A 14,867-nucleotide genomic window follows, 5' to 3' on the forward strand; every position below is an offset into this window, starting at 1 on the left:
ATGATGTTAGAACTTCGCAACGTATCGACCCACTACGGCAAGATCCAGGCGCTGCACGACGTCAGCGTCGAGGTGAAGGAGGGAGAGATAGTCACCCTGATCGGCGCCAACGGCGCCGGCAAGACCACACTGCTGATGACGCTGTGCGGCGAACCCAAGCCCAGCAGCGGCAGCATCTGGTTCGAGGGGGAACAGATAAACTCCCTCACCACGGCCCGCATCATGCGCAAGGACATCGCCGTGGTGCCGGAGGGGCGCCGCATCTTCGCCCGCCTGACGGTGGAGGAGAACCTGCTGATGGGCGCCTTCTTCGTCGACAAGGCCGAGCAGCCGGCCCTGCTGGATCAGGTATTCACCATGTTCCCGCGGCTGCACGAGCGGCTGGAGCAACGGGCCGGCACCATGTCCGGCGGCGAGCAGCAGATGCTGGCCATCGGCCGCGCCCTGATGAGCAAGCCGCGTCTGCTGCTGCTGGACGAGCCCTCGTTGGGGCTGGCCCCCATCATCATCCAGCAGATCTTCGACACCATAGAGCAGCTGCGCCAGAAGGGGATGACCATCTTCCTGGTGGAGCAGAACGCCAACCAGGCGCTCAAGCTGGCGGACAGAGGCTATGTGCTGGAGAACGGCCGGGTGGTGCTGCAAGACACAGGCGCCGCCCTGCTCGCGAACCCGGCGGTACGGCAGGCCTATCTCGGCGGTTAACCCGACATGAACGGGGCAGCAGTCGTACCGGATCGTCACCACTTCTGGTGCGACCCGGCCCTGCCGTTTATCGAGGCGCGAGCGGTGCAGGATGGCCGCCGCATCTGCTACGACAAGCACAGCCACGCCCACTTCTCCATCGGCGCCATCACGGGTGGCCACAGCCACTACCTCAACCAGCGCAGCAGGCAGGAGGTAAGCCGCGGCAGCCTGGTGCTGATGAACCCGGAAGAGGTGCATGCCTGCAACGCCATCGCGGATCAGCCCTGGTCCTATCTGATGTTCTACCTCGATCTGGACTGGCTGCGCGGCCAGCAGGAAGAGGCGGGGCTGGGCTCCGAGTTTCGCCCCTTCGACATGACCGCCAGCCGGGACACTCTGCTGTATCAAGGACTGCAGCACCTGCACCAGAGCCTGGTGCTGGGTCGGGATCCCCTTGCCAAGGAGGTGGCCTGCCAGCGGTTCAGCCACCAGCTGCTGGCCAGGCTGACGCCCGCCAGCTGGGATGATCGCCCGCCGCTGCACCTGCAACGGGCCGCCGAGCTGATCCGTGACGACTGCACCCGCCCCCTCACCCTGGCCGAGCTGAGCGCCGTGGCCGGCATCACCCCCTCCCACCTGGTGCGCAGCTTCGCCCGCCACTATGGCATGACCCCCCACGCCTACCTGATCGATCACCGTATTCGCCACGCCCGCCCCCTGCTCAGGCAGGGCCAGTCCCTGGCCGAGGTGGCGCTGGCCAGCGGCTTTGCCGATCAGGCGCACTTCCAGCGCCAGTTCAAACGCCGGGTCGCCGCCACTCCGGGCCAATACCAGCTGCAGCTCAGCCGTCAGGCAGCCAGCCCCAGGTAACCGGCACTGAGTAAGAGCAGCAGAGCCATGGTCCGGTTGAACCAGCGCAGCCGGCGGGGCGACAGCAGCGCCTCCTGCAGCCGGCTGCCAACATAGGCCCAGCAGGCGATGGAGCCGAGGCAGATCACCAGATAGAGGGTGGTGAACAGGACTATCTGCCCCAACCCGCCGACGGCCCCATAGGCCCCCATCCCCATGCTGGCCGCCAGCCAGGCCTTGGGGTTGAGCCATTGCATCAGGGCGCCGTACAGGAAGGAGGGTGGTACTCCGCCGCCGTGCCCCTGGCTCCCCTCATCCACCATCAGCTGCCAGGCCATGTAGCAGAGGAAGAGGATACCGCCCCAGCGCAGGGCACCGGCCGCCATGGGCCATTGCGCCAGGGCCCCGCTCAGCCCGAGCCCCATCAGCAGAAGCAGCAGGATGAAGCCCAGCGTCGCCCCCACCACGTGACGCAGGCTGGCGTGGAAGCCGTATCTGGCCCCTGCGCCGAGGGCGACCAGATTGACCGGGCCGGGAGAGATGGACATGGCCAGCGCAAACCCGGCCATCGACAGTAACAGACTCATTTCCATGAAGAGGACTCCTTGAGGTGACACAGCGCCACCCTACCGAGCCACCGCCTGGGGGTATTGAAGAAAATTGCGCAGCCCCTGCCGATGAGGGGCGACGGAGCGCATTGCGGGCTTAGCGCGGGCCGCGGCTTGCGGTAAACTGGGCATCAATCATCTATTCACAGGACAGGTTAATGGACCAGTTTGCCCATATCAGTGCCCAGGATGCCCACCAGAAGCTCAGTGCCGGTGACGCCCGTCTGGTGGATATTCGCGATCCCCAGTCATTCGAGACCGCCCATGCGGTCGGCGCCTTCCACCTCACCAATGGCAGCCTGGTGCGCTTCATGAACGAGGTGGACTTCGACACCCCGGTGATAGTGATGTGCTACCACGGCAACAGCAGCCAGGGGGCGGCCCAGTATCTGCTGCAACAGGGCTATGACCAGGTCTACAGCCTGGATGGCGGCTTCGAGGCCTGGCGCAAGGAGTTCCCCATCCAGGCGGGCGACGCATGATCCAGCTGCTGGTGCTCGACGACGCCCGCATGGCCCAGGCGCTGGTGGACTATCTCGCCACCCTCGGCATGTCGTGCGAGCTGACCCAGTCCGAGCTCGGCGTCTCGGTCTGGCTGGCGGATGAGCAGCGCCTCGCCCAGGCCCAGCAAGAGGTGAAGCGCTTCCTGAGCGATCCCAACCATCCCCGCTACATGGAGGCCTCCTGGCAATCCGGTCGGGCGGATGCCCGCATCGACTACAGCAAGGGGATGACGGATCCCGTCACCGACTTCCTGCATCAGGCGGGGCCGCTGACCCTGGTCGTCATAGTCGCCTGTCTGGCCATCTATGCCCTCGATGCCATAGGCCTGCCCATCTTCGATCAGCTGGCGTTCCACCCGACCCTGGCCCAGTTCACCGACTGGCAGGCATGGCGCTACATCACCCCGGCCTTCATCCACTTCTCGGTGCTGCACCTGGTGTTCAACCTGCTGTGGTGGTGGTATCTGGGGGGCCAGATCGAGCAGCGCCTCGGCAGCGGCAAGCTGTTCATCCTGCTCGTGGTGGGGGCGGCCCTGCCGAACGTGGCCGAGTTCTTCGCGAGCGGCCCGCTGTTTGGCGGTCTCTCCGGGGTGGTCTATGCCCTGCTCGGTTACTGCTGGCTGCGCAGCAAGCTGCAGCCGGCCTGCGGCCTCAGCCTGCCGCCGGCGCTGATGGGCTTCATGCTGTTCTGGATGATACTCGGCTTCTTCGACTTGCTCGGCACCCGCACCGCCAACATAGCCCACCTGACGGGCCTGCTGGTGGGCCTGCTGCAAGGCTGGCTGGATCGGCACCACAGACCGACATGACGGCTGGCCCCCGCCCAGGCTACAGAAACGAGAACGCCGCCCCGAGGGGCGGCGTTTTTTTATGGTCTGCAGCGTTATTGCTTGAGCAGAGAACTGTCGGTGACCTGCACCGCAGTACCGCCACTCATAAAGAAGCTGCCGAACTGGGTCTGCATCTCTGTGGTCACAGCACCGGTCGGATCGAAGTTCTCATCCGGTGCCAGCAGCGAGCTGTGGCCACCCGCCACGAAGCGAGCCGCGTGGTGGTTGGCCGCGCCGCTGGCAGTCAGCGGTTGCAGCGCCAGCACCTTGAACAGCGCCTCGGTACCACCCAGCGGGGCTGTCGCTATGCTGTTCGGGATCACCTGATCCGGCAGGCTCAGGGCGCCATCTCCGACGATCTCGGTGGCAAACAGCGGGAAGTCCGCCTTGATGCCACGCGCCAGGTTGATCGGGTCAGCCGAATCCAGCACCGACTGGGCCGCGAAGTTGTAGCTCTGCACAGTGCCGGCCGCGGTGGCCTGAGTGGCGGCGTCCAGGCTCGGCAGGAACTCGTTGACGAAGCAGCTGGCAACCGCCGTCTTGCAGCTCGGCGCATAGGCGGTGAAGGCCGCCTTCAGCTCAGGGCTGCCGCTGGTCAGCACGCTCATCTGGATCGTCGGACCGAAGGTCGGCGAGTTGAGCAGCAGCGGGGCTATGCCGCCACCCGGCATGGCCAGGCCGCCGGTGTCGAACTTGAACAGGGCATCCGCCTGAGGACTGCCGATGGACTGGTTGGCCACCGCCAGCAGGCTGGCACCGGCAATGGCCCCCAGGGAGTGACCCAGGAAGTGCACCTTGACGCCGGCGGCGCCCAGCGCGCCCTTGGCGTTGGCCAGACCGACCGCCAGGCGCAGGCCCAGCAGATCCGCCACGCTCTGTTTCAGGTTGTCCCGCGCCACCGTCAGGTAGCTCAGGTTCAGATAGGGGGTCGGGTTGTCCGGGGTGGTCACGGTCGCCATGCTGCCGCTCAGGGCATAGCCGCGCTCACCGTGCAGCGGATGATCGATCACCACCAGCGCCACCTTCTTGCCCGCCTTGGCACCGGCCGCAATCTGGCCCAGCGCCAGGGCGTAGGCGTTCTCCTTCACCGAGGTGACGCCGTGCTGATAGATGATCACGTCGGTGATGGTGTTGAGCGCGTCCTTGGCGAAGATGCGCATCGGCACGGACTGCACCTCTTCCAGCGCCGGCAGCGGGTTGAAGCGACCTATGTTCATCTCGGCGTCCAGCGCCTTGCCACCGGAGGTGAGGGTCACCCCGATCAGCTTGCTCGCCTCGGCCAGCAGCTCGGCCTGACGGCTAGGATCGGCGATCAGCTCACCCAGCAGGGCCGGATCCACACCAGCCCCCACCAGACCGGCGATCACCTCGCTGTCACCGGCCTTCAGTGCGTTGGCGATGGCGTACAGGCTGGGGATGGCACCGTGCCAGGACTGGGTCCTGGCCTTGTCCCAAGAACCGGCGGTGGCCGGTGAGGAGAGGAAGTAGGGCAGTTTGACCGCGCCTGTGTAGACCTGGGTGATCTGGGCCAGGCCGTTGAGCGGGGTGCCGGTGCCGAAGGCGGCGGCCAGCGCATCCTTCTGCTCCTGCGGCAGGAATTGTTCGGCCTCCAGCTTGGTCAGGAAGCTGTCGTGGCTGGCCACGCCCAGGGTGTAGGTGCCGGGCAGGCTGGTATTGCCCTTGGCATCCTCTTTCCACAGCACGGCCGCATCCAGGGTCGGACTGCTCTTCAGCACAGAGGCCGCAGCCCCCTTCACCGCCACCAGCACATCGGCGCCGGACTGGGTACCGAACCAGTCGGAGAAGATCACGTGGTCGCTGGTGATGCCGGTGGCGGCCTTGAACAGCCCTTCCTGCAGGGTGATCAGACCGTTGATGGACTGCTCCTGGGCGGTGCTGCCGGCATTGCTCTTGTAGTTGCTGTAATCACTGCCGGCCTTGAGCGGAGTGCCGCTGCTGTCGTTGAGCGTATCCGTGGCCACTATCATGTAATAGGAGGAGGGGCTGAGGGGCTTGAGCGGCACCAGGTTCAGCTTGCCGGCCGACTCGGCCACCACGAAGTCCACCCCGTAGGTCAGCACCTTCTTCACGCCACTCGGGCGCAGTGCCGCGCTGTCGAAGGTCAACTCCAGCAGATAGAGCGGCGCGACGGCGGCACCGAATTCGGCGGCCGTCGGCGCCTTGACTGTGATGCCGGATGCCGTCACGGGCACGATCTGGATCGCCTGGGTCGTGGACCAGCCATCCAGGGTAGAGAGTGCGGAGACCGGGTTCGAGAGATCGGCGGTCTCGGTGGAGAATTTCAGGGTACCGTCGGAGGCACGGGCGGCCAGGGCGCTGGGACGCACCGCATTGGAGCCACTCAGCAGGTAATCGAGATAGCTCGAGGTATCGCCTTCTTTATCGTCGCTGCCACCACAACCGCTCAGCAGTGCACTGACGACAGCTGCATAAATTAGCTTTTTTTTCATATCCTTATCTCTTTTATGTTGTTATCCATGATGAGCCTGACGGGGTAGGGTCCAAACCCGACCGAAACATCTTAACAGCAACGCAACAATTAATAAGCCTCTGGTCGGTCATCTGATCTGATTTTTTTGTGTACAACATCAAGGAAATGGAATTGGACCCTGGCGCCAGAGGGTAGCAGCATCCCTGGCATCACCAGACCCGACCAGAGCCTGTTAAGCCCTGGGGCGCAAAAAGCCGCCCCGATCTCGGCAAAGAGGCAGATTTGTCGGTAGAATGGCGTCATTGCTTAAGGAGAACCCCATGATCGACCCGAAGAAACTGGAAGAGATCGCCAAACAGGTACAGAACGCCCTGCCGCCCGGCATTCGCAGCATGGGTGAAGAGGTGGAAAAGAAGACCCGTCAGGTGCTGCAAGCCCAGCTGAACAAGCTGGATCTGGTCAGCCGCGAGGAGTTTGACGTGCAGACCAAGGTGCTGCTGCGCACCCGGGAGAAGCTGACCGCCCTCGAGGCCAAGCTGGCCCAGCTGGAACAGCAGCTCGGCGCCAAGGGCGAGTAAGCCGGCGCGATGTCCACCGGTGTCGCCGACCCGTCGGCCTTACCGGCACATAAAACAAACCCCAGCCAGGCTGGGGTTTGTTGTTTCTGCTGCGAAGGAACGCTTTAGATGAACTCGTAGGCGTCGCCGAAGATCCGCTCCGGCTCGGCGCCCAGTACCTTGAACTCCTCCCGCGCCGCACCCGCCATCTCGAAACGACCCGCCACATAGATGTCGTAGTCATGCAGGCTGACGAAGTCGTCCATGATGGCCTTGTGCACCAGCCCGGTCTTGCCGGTCCAGTCGGCCTCCGGCTCCTGCACCACGGGCACGAAGGTGAGCGGGGCGTAGTCACGCTCCCACTGCTGCATCTGCGCCTGCTCGTAGAGCCAGTGCGCCTGACGCACGCCCCAGTAGCAGAACACCGGGCGCTTGCTGCCGGTCGCTATCAGATACTCCAGGATGGAGCGGGCATAGGAGAAGCCGGTGCCGCCTGCCATCAGGATCAGGGGACGGGGCGAACTGTCCCGCAGGAAGGCCTTGCCCGCCGCCAGCTCGATCTCGATCTCGCCCTGTTCGCGCATGCGCGCCAGCACCTGGCCGGCGTAGGCGTTCTCCGGGGTGGCGCCGATCTGCAGCTCCAGCACACCGGAGCGGGTCGGCGAGTTGGCGATGGAGAAGGGACGCTTGTCCGAGTCGCTCATCACCACCAGCAGATACTGGCCCGGCTTGAAGCTGACCTCTTGCTGCGGCGCCAGGGCCACATGCCAGATGGTGTCGACATATTCGCGCAGTTCCTCTACGCGGCACTTGATACGTTGCATTCTTATCCTTGTGACGGGCTCGCTCGGCCCGCTTTCGCTCATTGATTCACTGTGTTCTGGCGACCAGCGATCTGGTCCGGTCAGTCGAGAATACCCAATTCGGTCGGCGAATACCGCTCTTTTGCGTCGGCGTCGCCGTGGAGGCGCGGGATCAGCCGAGAATATTCAGCTCGTCCCAGATCCCGTCGATCTTCGCGGTCACCGCCGCATCCTGGACTATGGGCTGACCCCACTCCCTATTGCTCTCCCCCGGCCACTTGTTGGTGGCATCCAGCCCCATCTTGGAGCCGAGCCCCGAGACCGGCGAGGCGAAGTCGAGGTAATCGATCGGCGTGTGCTCGATCAATGTGGTGTCCCGCGCCGGATCCATGCGGGTGGTGATGGCCCAGATCACATCCTTCCAGTCGCGGGCGTTGATGTCGTCATCGCAGACGATCACGAACTTGGTGTACATGAACTGGCGCAGGAAGGACCAGACCCCCAGCATCACCCGCTTGGCATGGCCGGGGTAGCGCTTCTTGATGGTCACCACCGCCATCCGGTAGGAGCAACCCTCCGGCGGCAGGTAGAAGTCCACTATCTCGGGGAACTGCTTCTGCAGCAGCGGCACGAACACCTCGTTCAGCGCCACCCCCAGCACGGCCGGCTCATCGGGCGGACGGCCGGTGTAGGTGCTGTGATAGATGGCATCACGGCGCATGGTCATGTGGGTGATGGTAAACACCGGGAACTCGTCCACCTCGTTGTAGTAACCGGTGTGATCCCCATAGGGGCCCTCCGGCGCCATCTCCCCCGGCTCCAGGTAACCTTCCAGCACGATTTCGGCGCTGGCGGGCACCTCGAGCTCACAGCTCAGGGCCTTCACCACCTCGGTGCGGCTGCCGCGCAGCAGGCCGGCGAAGGCGTATTCGGAGAGGGTGTCCGGCACCGGCGTCACGGCGCCGAGTATGGTCGCAGGATCGGCACCGAGCGCCACCACTACCGGGAAACGCTCACCCGGGTGGGCCTCCTGCCACTCGCGAAAATCGATGGCGCCGCCACGGTGATCCAGCCAGCGCATGATCAGCTTGTTCTTGCCGATCTTCTGCTGGCGATAGATGCCGAGGTTCTGGCGTTTCTTGTAGGGGCCGCGGGTGATGGTCAGCCCCCAGGTCACCAGGGGGGCCACATCGCCGGGCCAGCAGTGCTGGATCGGGATCTGATCCAGGTCGACCGCCTCCCCTTCCAGCACTATCTGCTGACAGGGGGCGGAGGAGAGCCGCTTGGTCGGCATGTTGAGCACCTGCTTGAAGATCGGCAGCTTCTCCATCAGCTCCTTGAGGCCACGGGGCGGCTCAGGCTCCTTCAGATAGGAGAGCCAGGTCCCCACCTGGCGCAGGGCGCCGACGTTGGGCTGGCCCATGCCCATGGCGACCCGATCCGGGGTGCCGAACAGGTTGGTCAGCACCGGCATGCTGTAGCCCTTGGGATTCTCGAACAACAGGGCCGGGCCACCCGCACGCAGGGTGCGATCGCTGATCTCGGTCATCTCCAGATAGGGGTCTATCTCGCGACTGATGCGCTTGAGCTGTCCGGTTTGTTCCAGCTGCGCGATGAAATCACGCAAGTCCTTGTATTTCATGCGGGTACCCTGTGTTCAGGCGGTGGGGCATTATAACCCCGGTCGCGCATCCAGTGTACCCGTATCGGGCAGCATGACGGCCAGGCCGTGACGCTGCTCCTGCCGGGTGAGGCGATCCGCCAGCTGGGCCAGCAGCCTGGGTTCGTCCATCTGCAGCAGCAGGCCGGCCACCAGCCCGCCATATTGATGCTTGCCGAGTTCGGCCAGCAGATACTGCTGGGCCGTGTCGGGCAGCGGCGAGAGCTGACTGAGCTGCTGCAGGGCGGGGATCATCAGGCGGTCGTTGCGGCTGGCGGCGATCAGCAGATCGCTCGCCTCCTGGCCCCGATAGAAACGGGTGATGCTGTGCAGGGCCGCCAGGCTGTCGTGATCCGCCGGCTGGCGCCACAGCGTCTGATAGAGGCCGGGGTCACCGGTTCGATCGATGAGGTGCAGCAACAGCTGGTTGTCCGGCAGGAAGAGGGGCAGGGAGGCCAGTCGCTTGGCTTCGCGCCTGAGCACGGGGGTGGGTTGACCATCGAGCACGGCCAGCAACGCCTGCTGCTGCTGCGCCAGCTCCTGGTTGCGGCTGTAGTAGAGCTGCTTGAAGTCAAAGCTGTTCTGCTCCAGCAGCTGACGGTAGTTGTCCTGCCAGGCCAGCTGCTGCCAGTGGCTGAGCACCAGTCTGGCCTCGGCGGCAAAGTCATAGGCGGGCAGCTGGACCAGGAAACCGTCCACCTCCCCCTCCACCAGCCACAGCGGTGCCTTGGCGGCCTGTTCCCGCACCCAGGCCAGCAGCGCCGGGGTCGGCGCCCCCGCCGACTTGAGGCCGCTCAGCAGCCGGTGCAGCAGGAACTCCCGCTGCCCCAGGGTCAGCGTCTCGAGCAGGGAATCCATGGCGGCAAACTGCCCCAGTCGCAGGCGACTGTTCAGATAATCGACATGCCCCTGCAGGCCCTCATCCGCCACCAGCTGAGCCTGCGGCTGTGGCAGTGAATCGGCCTGCACCGGGCTGGCCATCAGCCAGCCGAGCCAGATCAGGAATACCAGCTTCATGACGTCCCTATCCTTGTGACATCGAGGCCTCACATACTACTAAGGCAACAGGGAAATAGATAAACAAAAACCGCGACCTGGGCCGCGGTTTTGGCATTCTTCGACGTCTTGGAAGCAGTTACTTCTGCTGACGCTTCATGGAATCGAAGAACTCGTCGTTGGTCTTGGTGGCTGCCAGCTTGTCGATGAGGAACTCGATGCTGTCGATCTCGCCCATGGGGTGAATGATCTTGCGCAGTATCCACATCTTCTGCAGCTCATCCGGCGCGGTCAGCAACTCTTCCTTGCGGGTGCCGGAGCGGGTGATGTCGATGGCCGGGTAGACGCGCTTCTCGGCGATCTTGCGCGAGAGGTGCAGTTCCATGTTGCCGGTACCCTTGAACTCTTCGTAGATGACTTCATCCATCTTGGAGCCGGTGTCGACCAGCGCGGTCGCGATGATGGTCAGGCTGCCGCCTTCCTCAACGTTACGGGCGGCGCCGAAGAAACGCTTGGGTCTGTGCAGGGCGTTGGCATCCACACCACCGGTCAGTACCTTGCCGGATGAGGGGATGACGGTGTTGTAGGCACGGGCCAGACGGGTGATGGAATCCAGCAGGATCACCACGTCCTTCTTGTGCTCGACCAGACGCTTGGCCTTCTCGATCACCATGTCGGCAACCTGGACGTGACGGGATGCTGGCTCGTCGAAGGTGGAGGCGATCACTTCACCCTTCACCATACGCTGCATCTCGGTCACTTCTTCCGGACGCTCGTCGATCAGCAGGACGATGAGCTCACAGTCCGGGTGGTTGTAAGCGATGCTCTGGGCGATGTTCTGCAGCAGCATGGTCTTACCTGCCTTGGGCGGCGCCACGATCAGGCCACGCTGGCCTTTACCGATGGGGGATGCCAGGTCCAGCACACGGGCGGTGATGTCTTCGGTCGAGCCGTTGCCCCGCTCCATGCGCAGACGCTCGTTGGCATGCAGCGGCGTCAGGTTTTCGAACAGGATCTTGTTGCGGACGTTTTCCGGACGGTCATAGTTGACCTCGTTGACCTTGAGCAGCGCGAAGTAACGCTCGCCCTCTTTCGGGGGTCGGATCTTGCCGGAAACGGTATCGCCGGTACGCAGGTTGAAGCGGCGGATCTGGCTCGGGGAGACGTAGATGTCGTCCGGGCCGGCCAGATAGGAGCCATCTGCACTACGCAGGAAGCCGAAGCCGTCGGTCAGGATTTCCAGCACACCGTCGCCAAAGATATCCTCACCACCCTTGGCGTGCGCCTTGAGGATCGCGAAGATAATGTCTTTCTTGTGGGCCCGAGCCAGATTTTCTAACCCCATGGATTCGCCAAGCTTGACCAGCTCGGACACAGGAGTGTTCTTTAATTCAGTCAGATTCATAGTGGTGAGAGTCTGTAAGCAAGGATTGAAATGAGGAGACAGTCTGCTGGATTGATACTAATCGGATTTGACTTGCCAGGCTGTTGTTAAGGAGTCGGGCAAAATGGTTAGCAAACGAACGATAAGCTAGCACCAATCGGGATGAGCGTCTAGGTGATAAAACACAAGGAGCGCATTATTGCAATGCGCTCCTTCTTGATTATTACAGGTTACCGTCCAGGAACTCTTTCAGCTGAGTCTTGGACAGGGCACCGACCTTGGTCGCTGCCACTTCGCCATTCTTGAACAGCAAGAGGGTCGGGATACCGCGAATGCCATACTTGGGCGGAGTGTCGGCGTTATGATCGATGTTCAATTTCGCCACGGTCACGCGACCGGCATATTCTTGGGCGACTTCGTTCAGGATCGGGGCAATCATCTTGCACGGACCGCACCATTCAGCCCAGAAATCGACCAGAACGGGGCTGTCGGCTTTGATTACATCGGCCTCGAAGCTGGCATCGCTCAGCTGAACAATCTTGTCACTCATCTCCAACTCCAGTCAGTAATTAAGGCTTTATTGATGGATCAACAAAGGCAATAGTTGCCCTATTTGAAATGATCCTGTTTATTATTGCAAGCCTAACCTGATAACCTACCGCCATGAGCAAAACACACCTTACGACCGAAAAATTCGCCCAAATGGGCCTCGAACCCGAAGTTCTGGCTGGTCTGGAATCAAAGGGATTTCACTATTGCACGCCCATCCAGGCACTGTCTCTGCCACTGCTGGTAGAAGGCCATGACCTCGCCGGTCAGGCCCAGACGGGAACCGGCAAGACCCTTGCCTTCCTGGCAGCGACCTTCAACTATTTGCTGACCCACCCGTTGACCCAGCCGCGCCTGATCAACCAGCCGCGCGCCATCATACTGGCACCGACCCGTGAGCTGGCCGTCCAGATTTACAACGACGCCGAAGGCATGTCCGCCTCCACCGGTCTGAAGCTCGGTCTCGCCTATGGCGGCGAGGGCTACGACAAGCAGCTGGCCGTGCTGGAACAGGGTGTCGACATCCTGATCGGCACCACGGGTCGCATCATCGACTACTTCAAGTCCAAGGTCATCGATCTGGGCAGCATCCAGGTCGTGGTGCTGGACGAAGCGGATCGCATGTTCGATCTCGGCTTCATCAAGGACATCCGCTTCCTGTTCCGTCGCATGCCGCCGGCCACCGAGCGCCTGAGCATGCTGTTCTCCGCCACCCTCTCCCTGCGCGTGCAGGAGCTGGCCTACGAGCACATGAACCACCCGGAACACGTGCAAATCGAACCGGAACAGATGACGGGCGTACGCATCAAGGAGGAGCTGTTCTACCCCTCCAACGAAGACAAGATGCTGCTGCTGCTCTCCCTGATGGAAGAGGAGTGGCCGGAGAAAGCCATCGTCTTCGCCAACACCAAGCATGTCTGTGAAGACGTACATGCGTGGCTGGAGAACGACGGCCACCGGGTCGGCCTGCTGACCGGTGACGTGCCGCAGAAGAAGCGGATGAAGATCCTGGAAGAGTTCACCAAGGGAACGCTGGACGTCCTGGTCGCCACCGACGTGGCCGCCCGTGGTCTGCACATCCCGGACGTGACCCACGTCTTCAACTACGACCTGCCCGACGATGCCGAAGACTATGTACACCGTATCGGTCGTACCGGTCGTGCCGGCAAGAGCGGTCACTCCATCAGCCTGGCCTGTGAAGACTATGCCTTCAACCTGCCGGCCATCGAGGAGTACATCCACCACCCGATCCCGGTCAGCAAGTATGATCGCGAGTCGCTGCTGGATGACGTGACCGCCCCGAAACGGGTGTTCCGCAACCGCCAGCCGGTGAACCGCAACATGCGGGATCGCCAGGGTGGTGGCAACAGCAACAACCGTCGTCGCCCGCCCCGCAAGAACTAAGGGACCGGGCCCAGTTGCACAACTCGCCGCTCTATGCCGCCATCGACCTCGGCTCCAACAGCTTTCACATGCTGGTGGTGCGCGAGGTCGCCGGTGCCCTGCGCACCGTCACCAAGGTCAAGCGCAAGGTGCGCCTCGCCGCCGGTCTCGACCCGGAATTTCGTCTCAGCCGTGCCGCCATGGAGCGGGGCTGGGACTGCCTGCGCCTGTTCTCCGAGCAGTTGCAGGACATCCCGTCCGACAACATCCGGGTGGTGGGCACGGCGACGCTGCGCCTGGCCACCAACGTCGACGAGTTCCTGAGCGAAGCCGAACGGGTGCTCAACCACAGCATCGAGATCATCTCGGGCGAGGAAGAGGCCAAGACCATCTACGAGGGGGTCTCCTGGACCTCCGCCGGGGAAGGCAACCGACTGGTGATCGACATCGGCGGTGCCAGCACCGAGCTGGTGATCGGCGAGCACAGCGAGGCGAAGCTGCTCAACAGCCTGCACATGGGCTGCGTCACCTGGCTCAACAATCACTTCGGTGACGGCGAGCTGAGCGAGACCCGCTTCAACCAGGCCATCGCCGCCGCCAAGGCGGTGATGGCACCGGTCGCGGAGGATTACCGCGCCCTGGGCTGGCGTACCTGTGTCGGTGCCTCCGGCACCGTGCAGGCGCTGCAGGAGATCATGCTGGCGCAGGGCAAGAGCGAGCGGGTCACCCTGCCGAAATTGCAGGAGCTGATGGGTCAGGCCATCGCCTGTGGCAGGCTGGATCGGCTGCAGCTGGAAGGGCTGGCGGCCGAGCGGCTGACCGTGTTCCCCTCCGGTCTCGCCATCCTGATCGCCATCTTCGAGACTCTGGGCATAGAGAGCATGACGCTCGCGGGCGGAGCGCTGCGGGAGGGCCTGATCTACGGCCTGCTCGGCAACAACCACGACTGTGATGCCCGGGATCGCACCGCCGACAGCCTGATCAGCCGCTATCAGCTGGACAAGGAGCACGCCGAGCGGGTGCGCGACACCGCCATCGAGGCGTTCAACCAGCTGCAACCGGCCTGGCGCCTCTCCAAACGTTACGGGCGCCCGATCCTGCGCTATGCGGCCCTGCTGCACGAGATCGGCCTCTGCATCGAGTACAAGAAGGCGCCGCAACACGCCGCCTACATCATCGACAACATCGACATGCCGGGCTTCACGCCGGCCCAGAAGAAGCTGTTGTCTGCCCTGCTGTTCAACCAGCGGGACGAATTCAAGCTGGACACCCTGGAGAAGCAGGGCGCCGTCACCGGCCGCCAGGCGATCCGGCTGGCCCGCATCCTGCGCATCTCGCTCATTCTCTGCATGCGTCGCACCCAGGGCACTGTGCCCAGCTTCCTGCTGCAGGCCGATGAAGAAGCGCTGACCCTGACCCTGCCCAAGGGCTGGCTGGAAGAACACTATCTGCGGGCCAGCGAACTGCGCCTCGAAGTGGAGCGCCAGCAGAAGATGGGCTGGCCCACCCGCCTGCTGGAAGCCTGATTGGGTTCGCACCCAATCAGCCCCCTTTTCACCGCAACGCCGTCGGTTCCGACAATCTCTTTCGCAGCAACACTCGGTGT

General features: G+C 63.2%; 14 protein-coding genes. 7 read left to right on the forward strand and 7 right to left on the reverse strand.

Translation table 11 applies throughout. The annotated features are described in order from the left end of the window. Positions 1-3 precede the first annotated feature (3 nt). Positions 4-705, forward strand: coding sequence for an ABC transporter ATP-binding protein (locus AACW18_RS00890; RefSeq protein WP_042651783.1), 702 nt, complete (start codon positions 4-6; stop codon positions 703-705). A gap of 6 nt (positions 706-711) precedes the next feature. Further along, complete coding sequence (locus AACW18_RS00895; protein WP_218389884.1) at positions 712-1,557, forward strand: helix-turn-helix transcriptional regulator; 846 nt, start codon at positions 712-714, stop codon at positions 1,555-1,557. Here the strand turns inward: AACW18_RS00895 and AACW18_RS00900 are convergent. Next, complete coding sequence (locus tag AACW18_RS00900; RefSeq protein WP_256351988.1) at positions 1,536-2,129, reverse strand: LysE family translocator; 594 nt, start codon at positions 2,127-2,129, stop codon at positions 1,536-1,538. The two genes, AACW18_RS00895 and AACW18_RS00900, sit on opposite strands and share 22 nt — an antisense overlap. Positions 2,130-2,302: 173 nt before the next feature. On the opposite strand from AACW18_RS00900, the gene glpE reads away from it, so the two are divergent. Beyond that, positions 2,303-2,626, forward strand: coding sequence for a thiosulfate sulfurtransferase GlpE (glpE, locus tag AACW18_RS00905; RefSeq protein ID WP_042651785.1), 324 nt, complete (start codon positions 2,303-2,305; stop codon positions 2,624-2,626). Continuing rightward, positions 2,623-3,456 (forward strand): rhomboid family intramembrane serine protease GlpG, encoded by an 834-nt coding sequence (gene glpG, locus AACW18_RS00910; protein ID WP_218389885.1) that lies wholly within the window; start codon positions 2,623-2,625, stop codon positions 3,454-3,456. Before glpE ends, glpG begins: the two co-directional genes overlap by 4 nt. 74 nt (positions 3,457-3,530) lie before the next feature. Here glpG and AACW18_RS00915 read toward each other — a convergent pair whose 3' ends face one another. Then, positions 3,531-5,948: a VolA/Pla-1 family phospholipase gene (locus tag AACW18_RS00915; RefSeq protein WP_218389886.1), complete on the reverse strand. Its 2,418-nt coding sequence runs from the start codon at positions 5,946-5,948 to the stop codon at positions 3,531-3,533. 301 nt (positions 5,949-6,249) lie between these two features. Here AACW18_RS00915 and ubiK point away from each other — a divergent pair, with 301 nt between their 5' ends. Beyond that, entirely contained in the window at positions 6,250-6,507 is a 258-nt protein-coding gene (gene ubiK / locus AACW18_RS00920) for a ubiquinone biosynthesis accessory factor UbiK (protein WP_042651788.1), read from the forward strand. A gap of 104 nt (positions 6,508-6,611) precedes the next feature. Here the strand turns inward: ubiK and fre are convergent, their stop codons facing one another. The 5 genes from fre to trxA all read right to left on the reverse strand — a co-directional run bounded on the left by fre (position 6,612) and on the right by trxA (position 11,879). Continuing rightward, on the reverse strand, positions 6,612-7,310 hold the full coding sequence (fre, locus tag AACW18_RS00925; RefSeq protein ID WP_218292684.1) for an NAD(P)H-flavin reductase: 699 nt from the start codon (positions 7,308-7,310) through the stop codon (positions 6,612-6,614). 151 nt (positions 7,311-7,461) lie between these two features. Next, entirely contained in the window at positions 7,462-8,931 is a 1,470-nt protein-coding gene (gene ubiD / locus AACW18_RS00930; RefSeq protein ID WP_042651790.1) for a 4-hydroxy-3-polyprenylbenzoate decarboxylase, read from the reverse strand. Positions 8,932-8,961: 30 nt separating this feature from the next. Continuing rightward, the gene (locus tag AACW18_RS00935; protein WP_218292685.1) at positions 8,962-9,966 is read right to left on the reverse strand and encodes a hypothetical protein; all 1,005 of its coding nucleotides are present in this window, start codon (positions 9,964-9,966) and stop codon (positions 8,962-8,964) included. A 118-nt stretch (positions 9,967-10,084) separates the two neighbouring features. Then, entirely contained in the window at positions 10,085-11,350 is a 1,266-nt protein-coding gene (gene rho, locus AACW18_RS00940; RefSeq protein WP_033132515.1) for a transcription termination factor Rho, read from the reverse strand. Positions 11,351-11,552: 202 nt separating this feature from the next. Next, the gene (gene trxA, locus AACW18_RS00945) at positions 11,553-11,879 is read right to left on the reverse strand and encodes a thioredoxin TrxA (protein ID WP_025328829.1); all 327 of its coding nucleotides are present in this window, start codon (positions 11,877-11,879) and stop codon (positions 11,553-11,555) included. A gap of 113 nt (positions 11,880-11,992) precedes the next feature. Between trxA and rhlB the strand changes: the two genes are divergently transcribed. Both rhlB and gppA read left to right on the forward strand, forming a co-directional pair. After that, on the forward strand, positions 11,993-13,282 hold the full coding sequence (gene rhlB, locus AACW18_RS00950) for an ATP-dependent RNA helicase RhlB (RefSeq protein WP_033132514.1): 1,290 nt from the start codon (positions 11,993-11,995) through the stop codon (positions 13,280-13,282). A gap of 14 nt (positions 13,283-13,296) precedes the next feature. Then, complete coding sequence (gppA, locus tag AACW18_RS00955; RefSeq protein ID WP_218389887.1) at positions 13,297-14,787, forward strand: guanosine-5'-triphosphate,3'-diphosphate diphosphatase; 1,491 nt, start codon at positions 13,297-13,299, stop codon at positions 14,785-14,787. The last annotated feature ends 80 nt before the right edge of the window (positions 14,788-14,867 follow it).

This window comes from Aeromonas sp. sia0103 (assembly GCF_963895295.1).
Classification (GTDB): domain Bacteria; phylum Pseudomonadota; class Gammaproteobacteria; order Enterobacterales; family Aeromonadaceae; genus Aeromonas; species Aeromonas encheleia.